This window comes from Microbacterium sp., from assembly GCF_047607465.1.
Taxonomy (GTDB): Bacteria; Actinomycetota; Actinomycetes; order Actinomycetales; family Microbacteriaceae; genus Microbacterium.
Window position 1 is genome coordinate 1 of record NZ_JASGCY010000034.1, and the last position, 16152, is coordinate 16152.

The 16152-nt window shown below is 68.1% G+C and carries 16 protein-coding genes; 5 read left to right on the top strand and 11 right to left on the bottom strand.

Annotated elements, in window-relative coordinates; genetic code table 11:
• Positions 1 to 113: 113 nt before the first annotated feature.
• Positions 114 to 1531, top strand: a protein-coding gene (locus QM568_RS04640; protein WP_415136334.1) for an IS3 family transposase whose coding sequence is annotated in 2 segments (ribosomal slippage) — positions 114 to 456 and positions 456 to 1531 — 1419 coding nt in all. Because the reading frame shifts where the segments join, the coding sequence is not laid out codon by codon here.
• A gap of 174 nt (positions 1532 to 1705) precedes the next feature.
• On the opposite strand, the gene QM568_RS04645 is transcribed toward QM568_RS04640, so the two are convergent.
• A complete protein-coding gene (locus tag QM568_RS04645; RefSeq protein ID WP_415136306.1) occupies positions 1706 to 2626 on the bottom strand; it encodes a DUF808 family protein in 921 nt (306 codons plus the stop codon).
• Positions 2627 to 2730: 104 nt separating this feature from the next.
• On the opposite strand from QM568_RS04645, the gene msrA reads away from it, so the two are divergent.
• The gene (gene msrA / locus QM568_RS04650; protein ID WP_415136308.1) at positions 2731 to 3267 is read left to right on the top strand and encodes a peptide-methionine (S)-S-oxide reductase MsrA; all 537 of its coding nucleotides are present in this window, start codon (positions 2731 to 2733) and stop codon (positions 3265 to 3267) included.
• 78 nt (positions 3268 to 3345) lie between these two features.
• Here the strand turns inward: msrA and QM568_RS04655 are convergent, their stop codons facing one another.
• Positions 3346 to 4143: an alpha/beta fold hydrolase gene (locus QM568_RS04655; RefSeq protein WP_415136310.1), complete on the bottom strand. Its 798-nt coding sequence runs from the start codon at positions 4141 to 4143 to the stop codon at positions 3346 to 3348.
• Positions 4144 to 4244: 101 nt separating this feature from the next.
• Positions 4245 to 4610 carry a DoxX family protein gene (locus QM568_RS04660; RefSeq protein ID WP_415136312.1) on the bottom strand — a complete coding sequence of 122 codons (366 nt, stop codon included), beginning with the start codon at positions 4608 to 4610 and terminating at the stop codon, positions 4245 to 4247.
• Positions 4611 to 4663: 53 nt separating this feature from the next.
• Here QM568_RS04660 and QM568_RS04665 point away from each other — a divergent pair, with 53 nt between their 5' ends.
• The 3 genes from QM568_RS04665 (at position 4664) to QM568_RS04675 (ending at position 7643) form a co-directional block, all read left to right on the top strand.
• On the top strand, positions 4664 to 5101 hold the full coding sequence (locus QM568_RS04665; RefSeq protein WP_415136314.1) for a winged helix-turn-helix transcriptional regulator: 438 nt from the start codon (positions 4664 to 4666) through the stop codon (positions 5099 to 5101).
• 209 nt (positions 5102 to 5310) lie between these two features.
• Positions 5311 to 6918, top strand: coding sequence for an NCS1 family nucleobase:cation symporter-1 (locus tag QM568_RS04670; protein WP_415136316.1), 1608 nt, complete (start codon positions 5311 to 5313; stop codon positions 6916 to 6918).
• Positions 6915 to 7643 (top strand): aspartate/glutamate racemase family protein, encoded by a 729-nt coding sequence (locus tag QM568_RS04675; protein ID WP_415136318.1) that lies wholly within the window; start codon positions 6915 to 6917, stop codon positions 7641 to 7643. The genes QM568_RS04670 and QM568_RS04675 overlap by 4 nt, the downstream gene beginning before the upstream one ends.
• Before the next feature lie 59 nt (positions 7644 to 7702).
• On the opposite strand, the gene QM568_RS04680 is transcribed toward QM568_RS04675, so the two are convergent.
• The 8 genes from QM568_RS04680 to mmsA all read right to left on the bottom strand — a co-directional run bounded on the left by QM568_RS04680 (position 7703) and on the right by mmsA (position 16112).
• Positions 7703 to 9202, bottom strand: coding sequence for a catalase (locus tag QM568_RS04680; protein WP_415136320.1), 1500 nt, complete (start codon positions 9200 to 9202; stop codon positions 7703 to 7705).
• A 65-nt stretch (positions 9203 to 9267) separates the two neighbouring features.
• Positions 9268 to 9690: a Fur family transcriptional regulator gene (locus QM568_RS04685; RefSeq protein WP_415136322.1), complete on the bottom strand. Its 423-nt coding sequence runs from the start codon at positions 9688 to 9690 to the stop codon at positions 9268 to 9270.
• A gap of 55 nt (positions 9691 to 9745) precedes the next feature.
• Entirely contained in the window at positions 9746 to 10660 is a 915-nt protein-coding gene (locus QM568_RS04690) for a J domain-containing protein (RefSeq protein ID WP_415136324.1), read from the bottom strand.
• 54 nt (positions 10661 to 10714) lie between these two features.
• The gene (locus tag QM568_RS04695; RefSeq protein ID WP_415136326.1) at positions 10715 to 11365 is read right to left on the bottom strand and encodes an IMPACT family protein; all 651 of its coding nucleotides are present in this window, start codon (positions 11363 to 11365) and stop codon (positions 10715 to 10717) included.
• A gap of 41 nt (positions 11366 to 11406) precedes the next feature.
• Positions 11407 to 12183, bottom strand: coding sequence for an ATP-binding cassette domain-containing protein (locus QM568_RS04700; RefSeq protein ID WP_415136328.1), 777 nt, complete (start codon positions 12181 to 12183; stop codon positions 11407 to 11409).
• Positions 12180 to 13358, bottom strand: coding sequence for an ROK family transcriptional regulator (locus QM568_RS04705; protein ID WP_415136330.1), 1179 nt, complete (start codon positions 13356 to 13358; stop codon positions 12180 to 12182). Before QM568_RS04705 ends, QM568_RS04700 begins: the two co-directional genes overlap by 4 nt.
• A gap of 37 nt (positions 13359 to 13395) precedes the next feature.
• Positions 13396 to 14574 carry a multiple monosaccharide ABC transporter permease gene (mmsB, locus tag QM568_RS04710; RefSeq protein ID WP_415136332.1) on the bottom strand — a complete coding sequence of 393 codons (1179 nt, stop codon included), beginning with the start codon at positions 14572 to 14574 and terminating at the stop codon, positions 13396 to 13398.
• A complete protein-coding gene (gene mmsA, locus QM568_RS04715) occupies positions 14571 to 16112 on the bottom strand; it encodes a multiple monosaccharide ABC transporter ATP-binding protein (protein WP_415136336.1) in 1542 nt (513 codons plus the stop codon). Before mmsA ends, mmsB begins: the two co-directional genes overlap by 4 nt.
• Between the last annotated feature and the right edge of the window lie 40 nt (positions 16113 to 16152).

The window sequence follows — 16152 nt, forward strand, 5'->3', positions numbered from 1 at the left end:
CCCTGCGTGTCAGGGTTGGGTGAGTCCACCGGTTCGTAGCAAGTCCGCCCGCAGGGCGAGTTGAAGGATTACCTGTTTCGATGAGTTTGAGTTCCTCGGTCGCGCTGGTCGCGATGGATGATGGAGTGGTGAGCGCGCCCTCGAACCCGGACGGCCCGGCCCGTCGTCGTTCGTTCACGCCCGCGCAGAAGCTGAAGTACCTGTCCGAGTACGAGACGGCGTGTGAGAGCGGGCAGGGCGCCGCGTACCTGCGTGGCGAGGGCCTGTACTCCTCGTTGATGTCGGAGTGGCGCCGCCAGCGTGACGCCGGCTTGTTCGAGGGGAAGCAGCCCGGTGACGTGGTCGGGTCATCGTCGCGGGAGCAGGCCGAGATCGCGAGGCTGCGCCGGCAGCTCGCGAACGCGGAGCAGAAGCTCGCGACGACCGAGATGGCGCTTTCGATCATGGGAAAAGCGCACGCGCTCTTGGAGCAGATCTCCGAGAGCGCGGACACCGACAAGCGTCGCGGGCAGCGCTGATGACCGCCTATGCCGAGCTGGCCGGCGCGGGAGTCCCTACCCGTCACGCCGCTGAGCTGACTGGGGTGCCGCGAGCCACCTGGGCGCGTGCTGTCGCTCGCGCCCAGCGCCCCGAGCCGGCGGCGCTGGGGCGCCCTGCCCCGGTCAACAAGCTCACCGGCCTCGAGCGGGCCGCGGTGCTGGCAGTGCTGAACAGTGAGGAGTTCGTCGATAAGCCGCCGTTGCAGGTCTACGCGATCCTCCTCGAACGCGGCCAGTACGTCGGGTCGGTGTCGACGATGTACCGGGTGCTGGCCGAGAACCAGCAGGTCCGCGAACGCCGCCGCCTCGCGTCGCATCCGCCGAGGAAGATCCCCGAGCTGATCGCGACGAGCCCCGGTCAGGTGTACTCGTGGGACATCACGAAACTCGCCGGCCCGGTGAAGGGCACCTACTACGACGCGTACGTGATGATCGACATCTTCTCCCGCTACATCGTCGGCGCGATCGTGCACGCCTGCGAGGATGGCGCACTCGCGAAGGAGATGATGCTCGACGCGTTCGGGATCCACGGCACCCCCGAGGTCGTGCACTCCGACGGCGGACCCTCGATGACGTCCAAGACCGTGACGACGCTGCTCGCGGACCTGGGCGTCACGAAGTCGAGATCCCGCCCGCACGTGTCCAACGACAACCCCTACTCGGAATCGTTGTTCAAGACGATGAAGTACCTGCCGCTGTTCCCCGACCGGTTCGACGACCTCGCCCACGCCCGCCGGTTCATGGACGAGTTCGTCCACGCCTACAACCATCACCACCGGCACACCGGGATCGGCATGCACACCCCCGCCGACGTCCACTACGGCCACGCCGACCAGATCGACCAGAACCGTGACGCCGCACTCGACGCCGCCCGCCGAGCCCACCCTGAACGCTTCGGCACCCGCGCACAGGCGCGACCGAAGATCCTCGACCGGAACCCGGCCGCCTGGATCAACCAGCCACCCACCGACGAGCTCCAACTCGCCGCCTAACACCCACCGGCCTCACCCGCCTTGACAAACTCCGCTGTGGGATTCGCCCTCTCGGGGCGGTCGCCCTGTGGGATGGGGGCTCGTCCAGCCGCACCGTGAGGGTGCCCGGGAGCTCGGGGGAGGTTGCCCTGTACGGGAAACTCTCGGACCGACGGCTGCTGCGACCGCCGCGGGTCAGTGCGACGAGACTGCGTCGGGGGACTCCTCGCCCTCGTGGAACGAGGGCTTCTTGCCCAGCATCCGTCCGATGCCGAGCACCACCCCGACGACGATCAATCCGATGACGAGTCCCGCGATGGCCGAGAAGAGGGAGTCGCCGATCCAGACGATCGCGCCGCCGAGGGGCTCGAGCAGGTGCTCGATGCCGTGCAGGATGTCCGCGCCGAAGGGCAGGCCGACTTCGTCGAGGTTGACGAGCACGAGATGTCCGCCGACCCATAGCATGGCGACCGTTCCCAGGATGCTGATGAAGCGGAAGACCGCCGGCATCGACCGCACGATACTCGTGCCGAGGTGCCGCACTCGCTTCTCGGAGCTCTTCACCATCCTCAGCCCGATGTCGTCGATCTTCACCAGCAGCGCCACAGCGCCGTACACGGCACCGGTCATGATGAGGGCGATCACGGCGAGGATCGCCAGGGTCGCCCAGATGTCCAGACCGTCTTCGAGATTCGCCAGGGAGATGAGCATGATCTCGGTGGAGAGGATGAGGTCGGTGCGCACCGCGCCCCACACCAGGCGGTTCTCATCGCGGTCGCCCTCGTCAGCGTGGTCGTGCTGCACGCCGAACCACTCGAGCACCTTCTCCGCGCCCTCGAAGCACAGGTACGTTCCGCCGAGGATCAGCAGGAACGGCAGCACCCACGGCGCGAACGCGGTCAGCAGCAGCGCGATGGGCAGGACGATGAGGAACTTGTTCGCCAGCGACCCCAGCGCGATCTTGCCCACCACGGGAAGCTCGCGCGCCGGGGTGATCCCCTGCACGTACTGCGGGGTCACGGCGGCGTCGTCGATCACGACCCCGGCGGCCTTCGCCGAAGCCTTCATCGCCGCGCTGAGGATGTCATCGACGACAGCGAGCATTCCAACTGACATGTGGTGTCCCCCCGGGATTCGACTGTGGAACAGTCAGACTATCGATTGCGTTGCACTACTCCGTAACGCGAACGCCGCCGACGCCGCCACCAACGAGGAGCACCATGACCGACACCGGCACCATCACCCGCACTCCCGGCACCGAGACCGCCGTGCTCGCCGGCGGCTGCTTCTGGGGCATGGAGGACCTGATCCGCCGCCAGCCCGGTGTGCTCGAGACCCGGGTCGGGTACACGGGCGGCTCGAACGACCACGCCACGTACCGCAACCACCCGGGTCACGCCGAAGCCGTGGAGATCGTGTTCGACCCGACGAAGACGACGTATCGCGACATTCTTGCCTTCTTCTTCCAGATCCACGACCCGTCGACGCTGAACCGCCAGGGCAACGACATCGGCTCGAGCTACCGCTCGGCGATCTTCCCGCTCAGCCCCGAGCAGGAGCGGATCGCCCGGGAGACCATCGCCGACGTCGACGCCTCCGGCCTCTGGCCGGGCAACGCCGTCACCACGATCGAGCCCGAGGGTCCGTTCTGGGAGGCCGAGCCCGAGCACCAGGACTACCTGCTCCGCTACCCGAACGGCTACACCTGCCACTTCCCGCGTGCAGGCTGGGTGCTGCCGAAGCGCGCCGAGGTCTGATCCGGCGGCTCTGATCCGGCGTCTGTGATCCGGCGGCGCAGTCCCTTCGCGAACCGGCGGCCGACACCTCGGATCAGGCTACTGCGCGAGGAAGGCCAGCGCGGCCTCCTTGAAGGCGCGTGAGCCGGGGGCGTTGAAGTGGTTGCGATCCGGGATCTCGAAGAACGTGCCGTTGGGAGCGGCGGATGCCAGCGCCTTCGACCCTTCGATGATCGCGTCCTTCGACCCCGTAGCGAACAGGATCGGCCGCGTCGGGGCGTCCGACGGATCGGGATCGATCGTGCGCGAGGCGCGCATGCCCTCGGCCAGGGCGACCAGCGCGCGCAGGTCGTTGCCGGGCACGCGCTCGGTGAGGGCGATGTAGTTCTGCGTGGTCCGATCGTCGACAGGGGTGCCGTCGGCGAGATAGGCGCGCAACTGCTCGAGGTTCAAGCGGGCGAGAGGGATGCCGTCGGGAACCCCTCCGAGCACGGCGCGGCCGATGCGGTGGGGCAGCTCGCGCACGACCTCCCACCCCACGCGGGCGCCGAGGGAGTAGCCGACGTAGAAGGCGTCGTCGACGAGGTAAGCGTCGAGCACGGACTCGACGTCTTCGACGAGGGTGCGGATGCCATAGGCCCCGGACTCGTGCGGCTTCGCGCTGAGACCATGGCCGCGCTGGTCGAGCGCGAGCACCCGGTATCCGGCGCGGATCAGCTCGCGCACCCAGCCCGTGAGCGCCCAGTTGTCGCGCGCGCTCGACGCGAAGCCGTGCACGGCGACGACCATCGGGGCGTCGAGCTCGCCCCAGGTGTAGGTCGCGAGCCTCGTGCCGTCGGCGGCGTACACCTGCTGGGGCGCGGGCACGGAGGTGAGATCTGGGAGGTGAGCCGCCACGGAACAATCATGCCCGGCATCCGCCGCTCCGGCATCCAGCGCGTCACCCACTCGGGCATCTGACGCCCCGACTCCCCGCCGGAGGCCCGTCCCGGAAGGGATCAGAGCACGAAGAGGAACCCGAGCACCGCGCTCGCCGCGGCCAGCAGCGCGAGCACGAGCGCCGGGGCGAAGGCCTCCTTGCGGCGCACGTGCACGACGATGGCGCCGATCATGATGATGGCGAGGCCGGTGCCGGCGAGAGGCGTGAGGATCGGGGCGATGCCCGTCAGCAGCGGCAGGATCAGCCCGAGTGCGCCGAGGACCTCGAGGGCGGCGATCGCCTTGATGGCGCCGGCGGAGAAGTCCTCGGTCCAGGCCATGCCCTTCTCCGCCAGGGCGGTCTTCGGGGTGACGAGCTTCATGACGCCCGCGCCGAGCATGGCGATGGCGAGCAGGCCGCCGACGATCCAGAGTGCGATCAGCATCCGTTGTTCCGTTCTGTGTCTTTGTTACGATCAGTAACCAAGGATGGAGCACGATGACGACGCATGCAAAAGGCACATCGGTGTCACCGGCGCACACCGATGGGTGCACGGCGGCCGGTTTCCCGGGGTACGAGAGCTCCTGCTCGGTCGACGATGGCGCCGGCCGTGTGATCCGCGAGGTGCTCGATCGCGTCGGCGACAAGTGGTCGCTGCTGCTCATCGCGACGCTGCGCGGCGACCGGCTGCGCTTCAGCGAACTGCTCAAGCACATCCCCGGGATCTCCCAACGGATGCTGACGCTCACCCTCCGTCAGCTCGAGCGCGACGGCCTCGTCAGCCGCACGGTGCACGCTGAGGTGCCGCCCCGCGTCGAGTACGAGCTCACCGCGCTCGGCGGCACGCTCATCCCCATCGCGCGGACGATCGGCGATTGGGCGATGGAGAACCGTGCGGCGATCGAGGAGTCCCGCGCCCGGTACGACGCCCGCTGACGGCCTCGCGCGTCAGGGCGCCTCGTGCACGATCAGCCAGCGTGCGACCGCCCTCTCGTTAAGCGGCAACTTCACACCCTTGTAACAGCGAGGAAACCCGTGACACCTCGTGAAGCAATAGCTTCACTTTCAGTGGCATCCGCCAGGAACCCGACGGCGCGTTCCCTCGCATCACGACCTCCACTCTCCCCCATTCGGAAGGTACGGAAATGACCCCTTCTTCACCGCCGTCGGCGCCACCGGCGCCCCTCACCAAACCGCAGGACATCGTCGAAGCGGCAGGCTTCCCGGAGGGATCCGGGAACATGAAGCCGCACTACGATCCGCGTCTCGCCAACGAAGACCTCGCCCCGCTTCGCAAGCAGAAGTGGTCCGCGTACAACATCTTCGCGTTCTGGATGTCTGACGTGCACTCGGTGGGCGGCTACGTCACCGCCGGCTCGCTGTTCGCGCTCGGAATCGCGGCCTGGCAGGTGCTCGTCGCCCTCGTCGTCGGCATCGTGATCGTGCAGGTGTTCGCCAACCTGGTCGCCAAGCCGAGCCAGAAGACCGGGGTGCCGTACCCCGTGATCAACCGTGCGATCTTCGGCGTCAAGGGCGCCAACATCCCTGCCATCATCCGCGGAGTGATCGCGATCGCCTGGTACGGCGTGCAGACGTTTCTCGCGGCCGAGTCGCTCAACATCATCTTCCTCAAGTTCATCCCCGGGGCGGCCGCGCTCGTCGACGTCGGCTTCCTGGGCCTCTCGGCGCTCGGATGGATCTCGTACGCGATCCTGTGGGTCGCGCAGGTCGCGCTGTTCTGGAACGGCATGGAGGTGATCCGTCGGTTCATCGACTGGGCGGGCCCCGCCGTCTACGTCGTCATGATCGTCCTCGCGATCTACCTGGTGTCGCAGGCGGGCTGGGAGAACATCAGCTTCGACCTCTCCGATTCCAGCCAGCCGGCGGTCGGATTCTGGGGCTCGGTGGGTCTGATGTTCATGGCCATCGGCATCGTGGTGTCGTACTTCTCCGGCCCGATGCTGAACTTCGGCGACTTCGCGCGCTACGGCAAGACGTTCGCCGCCGTCAAGAAGGGCAACCTCTGGGGCCTGCCGGTGAACTTCCTGTTCTTCTCGCTGCTCACGGTGATCACCGCATCCGCCACCGTCCCCGTGTTCGGCGAGCTCATCACCGACCCGATTCACACGGTCGAGCGGATCGACACCCCGTTCGCGATCCTCCTCGGCGGTCTCACGTTCGTGACCGCCACGGTCGGCATCAACATCGTCGCGAACTTCATCGCTCCGGCGTTCGACTTCTCCAACGTCGCCCCGCACAAGATCTCGTGGCGTCTCGGCGGCATGATCGCCGCCGTCGGATCGGTGTTCCTGCTGCCGTGGAACTGGTACTCGGATGCCACGGCCATCCACTATTCGCTCGGCGTGCTCGCCGCCCTCATCGGACCGCTGTTCGGTCTGCTGATCGCCGGCTACTACGTTGCCGCGCGCCAGCGGATCAAGACCGACGACATGTTCTCGATGTCGGAGAGCGGCGCCTACTGGTACCGCAACGGCTACAACCCCAATGCCGTCAAGGCGTTGCTGATCGCAGGCGTGCCGACGATCATCATCGCGATCGCTCCGAAGATGCTCGCCGACCTCGGCCTGTTCGACATCTCGTGGATCGGGAACTTCACGTGGTTCATCGGCTGCGGACTCGGCTTCCTCGTCTTCGCGATGCTCGAGCGGATCGACCCGAAGGTGCCGACCTTCGAGGGCGAATCCGAGGGCATCTCGGACGGCACGGTCGAGGCCGCGGCGGAGACTGCATGAGGATCACGCTCCTCAACCCGAATACCTCCCGGGCGATGACGGCGAAGATCGCCGCTGTCGCCCGGGAGGTGGCGGGGTCGCATGTCGAGATCGACGCGGTCTGCCCCGACGAGGGTCCCGACGCGATCGAGAGCCACGTCGACGAGGCGTTCGCGGCCGTGGCGGTGATCGATCTCATCGAGGAGGATCAGCGCCGCGGCGGCAGCGACGCCTACGTGATCGCCTGCTTCGGCGATCCCGGTCTTGACGCGGCGCGCGAGCTCGTCGACGTGCCCGTGGTGGGAATCGCGGAAGCGGCGATGCACGTCGCGACGGTCGCCGGCAGGACCTTCGGAGTCGTCACGACACTCACGCGCACGCTCGGACGGGCTCGAGACCTCGTCATGCGGTACGGGATGACCGAGGCGTGCGTGTCGCTGGCCGGCACCGGCATCCCCGTCCTCGACCTGGAGGACGCGACGTCGGAGTCGGTCGAGCGCATCGCGGAGCTGTGCGCAGCGGCAGTGGATGCCGAGGCCGACGTGATCGTCCTCGGCTGCGCGGGGATGGCCGACCTGTGCCGGGAGCTGACGATCAGAGTCGGGGTCCCGGTGGTCGACGGCGTCGCCGCGGCCGTCGGGATGGCAGCGGGAATGGTGGGGATGGGCGTCGGAACCAGCAAGCGCGACGAGTACGCGCCGCCTCCGCGACGGCATCGGCCGGTGAGCGGCGCCGCGACGCGCTGAACGGATGCTGCGGCATCCCGCCCCGGTTCCCACCCCCACCTGGTCGACACGCCAGGGGCTCAGAGGCTCGCGAGCTCCTTGTCGAGGTTGTTCTCGGCGGCCGGAACGCTCTGGCGCAGCGCCTCGCCGAGTGCGGCGTCGACATTCGTCCAGTACTGGAAAAACCGCTCGCGGATCGCATCGATGGTGATCGAGCGCCCCTGCCCCGTCAGTGTCTCCAGGAACCGGGCGCGCTGCGCATCGTCGAACACCTCGCGGTAGAGCGTCCCGGCCTGGCCGAAGTCGTCATCCTCGGCGTGCAGCGTGGCCGCCGAGCGCATCAGCGCCCCGTCGGACTCCCAGCTTGCCTCGACGCCGACCGCGGCATCCGCCGCCGGTCCGCCCACCGCACCGAACGAGTTCGGCGTGTAGACGCGGTGCTCGGCCGGGTTGAACCGGTACTGCATCTGCCCCTCGTGCATGTAGTTTCGCACCTCGGCCGCGTGCGGCTGGTTCACCGGCAACTGGTTGTAGTTCGCGCCGATGCGGTAGCGCTGCGCGTCGGAGTAGGCGAACACCCTGGCCATCAGCATCTTGTCGGGGGAGATGCCGGTGCCCGGCACCTGGTTTCCGGGCGAGAACGCCGCCTGCTCGATCTCGGCGAAGAAGTTCTGCGGGTTGCGGTTCAGCGTGAACGTGCCGACCTTGATGCGCGGATAGTCCTTCTTCGACCAGGTCTTGGTGAGATCGAACGGGTTGAAGCGGTACTGCTTCGCCTCCTCGTACGGCATGATCTGCACGTACACGTCCCACGACGGGAAGTCTCCGTCGGCGATCGCGTCGAACAGGTCGCGACGGTAGTAATCGGCATCCGAACCCGCGAGCTTCTCAGCCTCCTCCGCGCTCATCGCCTCGACGCCCTGGTTGGACAGGAAGTGGTACTGCACCCAGAACCGCTCGCCCGCGGCGTTCACCCACTGGTAGGTGTGCGAGCCGTACCCGTTCATGTGCCGCCAGCTGCGCGGGAGCCCCCGGTCGCCCATGAGATAGGTGACCTGGTGGGCGGTCTCGGGAGAGAGCGTCCAGAAGTCCCACTGCATGTCGGCATCGCGCAGCCCCGAGTCGCCGAGTCGCTTCTGCGAGTGGATGAAGTCGGGGAACTTCATCGCATCGCGCAGGAAGAAGGTCGGGGTGTTGTTGCCGACGATGTCGAGGTTGCCCTCGGTCGTGTAGAAGCGCAGCGCGAAGCCGCGCACGTCGCGCCAGGTGTCGGGGGAGCCCTGCTCGCCGGCGACCGACGAGAAGCGCAGCAGCGTCTCGCTGACCGCTCCCGGCTGGAACACCGCGGCGCGGGTGTAGGCGGAGACGTCCTCGGTCACGACGAACTCGCCGAACGCGCCACCGCCCTTGGCGTGCGGGTTGCGCTCCGGCACGCGCTCGCGGTTGAACGAGGCGAGCTTCTCGACGAGGTAGCGGTCGTGGAGCACGGTGGGGCCGTCGGCCCCGACGGTGAGCGAATGCGCGTCGCTCGCGACGGGCGTGCCGGTCTGGGTGGTGGTGGGAGGGGTGGGCTCGGTCATGATGACTCCTTCTGCGCGCGGGCGCGACGAACACCCCTTCCGAGGGGTGGGCGATCGACGGATGCCTAGAGCGCGGCGTTCTGGCAACTGGGGCACAGGCCCCAGAAGGTGACTTCTGCTGTCTGAACGGTGAATCCCCCCGTGCTGGACGGGGAGAGGCACGGCGCCTCGCCGACCACGCAGTCCACGTCGCCGATGGCACCGCAGGCGGTGCACACGACGTGGTGATGGTTGTCGCCGACGCGCCGTTCGTAGAGCGCTGCGGAGCCTGCCGGTTCGATCCGGCGGATGAGGCCCGCCGTCGTCAGGTCCGCGAGGATGTTGTGCACCGACTGGATCGACGTGGTCGGAAGCACTTCGGACACCGCGCGGTAGACCCGCTCGGCATCCGTGTGGGCCATGGACGCCAGCACCTCGAGAACGGCGACGCGGCCCGCAGTCGCACGAAGACCCGCGTCGCGAAGCGCGGAGTCGAGATCGGTGTCCATGCTCCGACTGTACACGTTCTTTTTAGCTATTCAAAAGAACGGATGCCGGCGGGCCTCAGACGAAGCGCACGGTCTGCTGCAGCCGCGTGCGCACGTCGAACAGCTCGTTGCCGCCGATGGCCCGGGCGCCGGGCACGCCCTGGCGGAGCACCGTGCTCAGCGCGCTCCGGCGGACCACGACGACCGGCACGCCGCGGATCGTGCCCATCGGGGTGACCGCCTGCACGAGATCGTCGTCCGGCAGCACGACGATCGCCCCGCCGAACCGGACCCGGGCTGCGCGAGCGGTGACGCGCATGCGGGCGAGGAGGGCGGTCACCGGGGCGCACACACCGATGGCCGGGCCGGTGATCTCGCCGCGGCGGAACCCGACGACGCCTCCGAAGTCCTCGGACATCACGCCGTAGAGGCCGGAGGGGCTGAGGACGACGTGGTCGAGCTTGTCCTCCGGGTCGGGGCCTGTGGCGACGTCGTGCCAGACGGTGAACCCCATCCCGAGGTCGGCGACGGCCCGCGCCGTCGCCTCCTCCGCGAGGGCATCGGCGAGCAGTCGCCGCAGCTCGCGCGGCGCCTGCCGGACCAGCGCGGGATCGTACGGGTCGGGAACCTCCGCGCCGACGCCCGCCCACTCGCGGATGAGCGCGAGGTAGCGCTCCCGCCGCCACCCGCCGGGATGACCATAGGAGCGGGCCCGAGGGCGCGTGTCCGCTCGTGCGGTCTGCACGCGCCATCCGCTCCACTCGCTCTCGGCGGCGAACCCGTGCCCGCGGTCGTACGCGGCCCGGCTCTCCGGCGTGCCGACGAGCTCCCACGCGTACTGCACCTGTATGAAGACCGCGGCATCGCCGCCGGTGTCGGGGTGCGTCTGCCGCAGGCGCAGCCGGTACGCGCGCCGCAGCTCGTCATGGTCGACGGCCGGGTCGACGCCGAGCACCTCGTACGCCGAGGCCGAGAGCGGGCTGTCGAACACGACGTCTACGCTACCGTCCCGGCCTATGGCTCGGCGGGGGTCGGCGCAGAGGCGTCAGGAAGCGGGCACGTCGACGATCCGCTCGGCGCCGACCACGGGGACGAGAGCTCCGCCGGACGCCGCGGCGACGTCGTCGCGCAGCCGGTCGAGCTCGCCGTCCGGAACCCACAGCTCGAACGCCGCCGAGGCCGCGTACCTGGTATCGCCGAACAGTGCGCCGTGGTGCGCCGTCCATTCGCGGAGCAGGTTGTCGTAGCGCCCCGCCTCGGCGTGCGGCACCTCGATCGTGACCCCGGTGAGCGCTTCGCGCCGCACGAGGGCGGCGGCGTCGAGCGCCTCGGACACCGCCGACGAGTACGCGCGCACGAGGCCCCCGGCACCGAGCTTCACCCCGCCGAAGTAGCGCGTCACGACGGCGACGACGTCGGTGAGGTCCCGGCGGCGCAGCACCTCCAGCATCGGGATCCCCGCGGTCCCTGAGGGCTCGCCGTCGTCGGATGAGCGCGCCTGATCGCCGAGCAGCCCGGTGATCATGGCGCTGCAGTTGTGCCGCGCATCCCAGAACCGCTTGCGGATGCCGGCGATGACGGCATCCGCCTCCTCCGGCGACGAGACGGGCTCGATGCGGGCGATGAAACGCGACTTCTTGACGACCAGCTCGTTCTCGGCCGCGTGCGCGATCGTGGCGGGGTAGGAGCGGGTCATTCCCGCAACGATACCGATGCCCGCGCGGGTGCCCGCGCGGGTCAGCCCGCTGAGTGCTTCGGAGGTCCGGGGTATGTTCCGATGATGGCGGCGATGAGGTCGGAGTAGGTGGCATCCGCGCTGGCGAACGAGCCGTTGTTGCGGCCGTGCCGGAGCACCTCCACGCGGTCGGAGACCGCGAGCACATCGGCGATGTTGTGGCTGATGAAGACGACACCGAGACCGAGTTCACGCAGCTGCTCGATATGCGTGAGCACATCGGCGGTCTGCGCCACGCTGAGCGATGCGGTCGGCTCATCGAGCACGACCAGGCGGGGACGACTGATGAGGGTGCGTGCGATCGCGACCGCCTGGCGCTGCCCGCCGGACAGCGCGTTCAGCGGCGAGCGGATCGAGGGGATGTTCGCTGCGAGGTCGCGGAGCGCGCTCCTGGTCGCCTGTCCCATCTCCCCCTCGCGGAGGAGGCCCTTGGGCGTTCGCAGCTCGCGGCCGAGGAAGACGTTGGCCGTCACGTCGAGGTTCTCGCACACCGCGAGATCCTGGAACACCGTCGCGATGCCGAGCCGGGTGGCGGCGGCGGGGTTCGCGATCTCCACGCGCTCGCCGTTGATGCGGATCTCACCCGAGGTCGGCGTCAGCGCGCCGGCGATGATCTTCGCGAGCGTCGACTTGCCGGCCGCGTTGTCGCCGACGAGGCCGACGACCTCGCGGGCGTTGACCGTGAAGTCGACCTCGGTGAGCGCCACCACCGCGCCGAAGCTCTTGGACACTCCTCGGAGGGTGAGCAGCGGCTCGGCCTGCGCTGCGGTGAGGTTCACGTGCGGTCCTCGAACAGCTGCGACGGGTCGGTCGACTGCAGGATATGGATGGTCGCCCCGACCAGCACGGCATCCCGCCCGAACGAGGAGGGCACAGGTTCCCGCCGCGGAATCCTGCTGTACGGCAGGTTCTCGCGCAGTGCGGCGGCGAACGGCAGCCCGAAGATCGGGCCGGCCTCGGAGAGCTCTCCGCCGACCGTGATCACCTCGGGCGCCAGCGACTGGTATGCACCGGCCACGACACGGCCGAGGGCGCCCGCGGCGTCGGCGACGACACGGGCGCAGCCGGGATCGCCGGATGCTGCGCGCGCGATCACGTCCTTGAAGGTCACCTGGCCGAAGGTTGCACGCAATGGTGCGGTGACCGCCTCCGCGCCGGCGATCGTCTCCAGGCATCCGCGTTGCCCGCAGGCGCAGATCGAGCCGGCGGGGTCGACCTGCACATGCCCGATCTCACCGGCGGTGCCGGAGCGCCCGCGATGGATCTGCGAGCCCAGCACCACGCCTGCGCTCGTGGTGTACGAGGCATGCACGAAGAGGCTGTCTTCGACGTCGCGCGCGGTTCCCAGTGTCGCCTCCGCGAGGGCGGCGAGGTTCGCATCCTTCTCGACGAGCACGGGGCAGCCGATGCGCTGCTGCACGACCTCGGAGACTGGTTGCGACTCCCAGCGGTGCATCACCCCGCGGTAGGCGATCAGACCGGTCCCGGGATCGACCGGAGCCGGGATCGCGATGCAGACGCCGATCAGGTCCTCGGCGTCTGCGGCGATCATCCCGAGCATGTCGATGATGAGCAGCGTGATCCGGTCGAGGACGGTGTCCTCAGCATGGTCGATCGGAAGCGGCATCGACCGGTCGGCCAGCACATCCTGCCCGACGTCCGATAGCCGCACCCGCATGCCGCGACTGCCGATCTGCACGGCGGCGACGAGGCCGGCGCGGCGTGCGATCGTGACGAGCTGCGCCCGGCGCCCGCTGCGCGAGGTGGGATGGGTCTCGACGAGGCCGGCGAGACTGAGTTCCTTGACGATCGTGGAGACGGTCGCCGTCGAGAGGCTGGTCGCTTCGGCGAGCTCTACCTGGGTGAGCCCGCCGAAGCGTTTGACCGCGTCGACGATCTTCGCAGTGTTGGCCTCGCGCAACCCGGACTGGGAGCCTGAAGACCATCTGCTCATAGCGGGAGCATATCGCGCATGGCCGCCGTCGGCACCGTCAGCGGGCGGCGCCCGCCCGGCGCTTGTTCCAGACGTCGAACGCGACGGCGATGAGCAGCACGAGGCCCTTGACGACCTGCTGCGTTGCCTGGTTGAGGCCCATGAGCTGCATGCCGTTGCTCATCACGGCCATGATCAGACCGCCCACGATCGCCCCGCCGACCCGGCCGACGCCGCCGGTCACCGCAGCGCCGCCGATGAAGCACGCCGCGATCGCGTCGAGTTCGAACATGTTGCCGGCACCAGGCTGCGCGCCGTTGGTGCGCGAGGAGAACACGACGCCGGCGATACCGGCGAGCAGCCCCATGTTGACGAAGATCCAGAAGTTCACCTTGCGCACGTTGACACCGCTGAGCAGAGCCGCGTGCAGGTTGCCGCCGATGGCGTAGACGTGGCGACCGAACACGCTCTTCTGCGTGATCACCGAGTACGCGATGATCAGCACGGCGAGGATGATCAGCACGAACGGCAGACCGCGGCTGGTGCCGAGCTGATAGCCGAACCACATGACGACCGCCGCGATGACGGCGATCTTCGTGATGAACCAGCCCAGCGCCTCGACGGACTGCTGATGGGCGAGCTTCGAGCGACGGCTGCGCACCTGCCAGACCGCATAGCCGACGACGCCGATCGCGAAGATGACAAGCGTGAATACGTCGACGCCGTAGCCGCCGAGCAGCCCGTTGAAGAAGCCGTTCGCGATCGAGTAGTACTCGCCGCCGAAAGGCGAGAGCGAGACGTTGCTGAGCACGATGAAGGTGAGTCCGCGGAACAGGAGCATGCCGGCGAGCGTCACGATGAACGCGGGGATGCCCACGTATGCGACCCAGAAGCCCTGCCAGACGCCGACGAGCAGTCCGACCGCGATCGCGGCGAGCACGCCAACCCACCACGGCTGCTGGCCGCGGATCACGATGACCGCAGCCGTCGCTCCGGTGAGCGCAACGACCGACCCCACTGACAGGTCGATGTGACCAGCGATGATCACGATCACCATGCCGATCGCGAGGATCAGGATGTACGAGTACTGCAGCACGATGTTCGTGAGGTTGCCCGCCGACAGGAACGTCGGCTTGAGGATCGCGAAGAACGCGACGATCGCGATGAAGGCGACGAGGATGCCGCTCTGGCGGAGGTTCCGCGTCGCGAAGCTTACGAGGTTGCTGGCGGCGGTCATCGCGCGGCCGTCCTTTCGAGGGTCATGAGGTGCATGAGGTTCTCCTGGGTCGCTTCCGAGGTGGGGAGTTCGCCGGTGATCCTCCCGAAGGCCAGGGTGTAGATGCGGTCGCAGATGCCGAGCAGTTCTGGCAGCTCGGAGGAGATCACCAGCACGCCCTTTCCTTCTGCGACCAGTCGGTTGATGATCGTGTAGATCTCGTACTTCGCACCGACGTCGATGCCTCGGGTCGGCTCGTCGAGGATCAGGACGTCGGGTTCGGTCTGAATCCACTTGCTCAGCACGACCTTCTGCTGGTTGCCTCCGGAGAGGTTCCCGACGGTCTGAAGCACGCTGGGCGTCTTGATGTTCATCTCGGTGCGGTACTGCTCCGCGACCTTCAGCTCGCGGTTCGCGTCGATCCAGCCGCCGGGGCTGATCTTGCGCAGCGACGCCAAGGTGATGTTGTGGCGGATGTCGTCGATGAGGTTGAGGCCGAAGCGCTTGCGATCCTCTGTCGCGTAGGCGATGCCGGCCCGGATCGCGGCGTCCGTGGTCGAGGTGTCGACCTCGCGTCCTTTCACGAACACTCTGCCGCGTGCGTGCCGACCGTAGGTGCGGCCGAACACGCTCATGGCGAGCTCCGTGCGTCCGGCTCCCATGAGACCGGCGATACCGACGACCTCGCCGGCGCGCACCGTCAAAGAGGCGTCTTCGACCATGACGCGACCGGGCTGGGTGGGGTGGCTCACCGACCAGTTCTCGATGCGCAGAACCTCCTCGCCGGGGTTCGAGGTGCGCTCGGGGTAGCGGTGTGCGAGGTCGCGACCGACCATGCCGCGGATGATCCGCTCCTGCGTCGATGCGGGGTCTCGCATGTCGAGGGTCTCGATCGAGCGCCCGTCGCGGATGATCGTCGTGCGGTCGGCGATCTCGGCGATCTCGTTGAGCTTGTGCGAGATGATAATCGACGTCATCCCGCCGTCGCGCAGGCGTCTGAGCAGCTCGAGCAGGTGCGCCGAGTCGGTGTCGTTGAGCGCCGCCGTCGGCTCATCGAGGATCAGCAGGCGCACATTCTTCGACAGCGCCTTGGCGATCTCGACGAGTTGCTGCTTGCCGACGCCGAGCTGGGCGACGGGCGTGGTCGGGTTCTCGTCGAGACCGACCTGGGCGAGAAGAGCGGATGCTTCGGCGTTCGCCCTGTCCCAATCGATGAGTCCGCTTCGACCTCGTCGCTCGTTGCCGAGGAAGATGTTCTCGGCAACGCTCAGATAGGGGATGAGGGCGAGCTCCTGGTGGATGATGACGATCCCCGCCTCTTCTGAGGCGTTGATCGAGCTGAAGGCTGCGACTTCACCCTCGTAGACGATCTCGCCCTCGTAGGTGCCGTGCGGGTAGACCCCGGAGAGCACCTTCATCAGCGTGGACTTGCCCGCGCCGTTCTCGCCGCAGATCGCGAGGATCTCACCCCGGTTCACGTCGAGGCTGACGCCCTGGAGCGCCTTGACGCCAGGGAAGCTCTTTTCGATCTCCCGCATCTGCAGAACCGGTGTCGTCATGACCCGATGTCCTTTCGTGAAGAGTCGGGGCGTGCCGCGG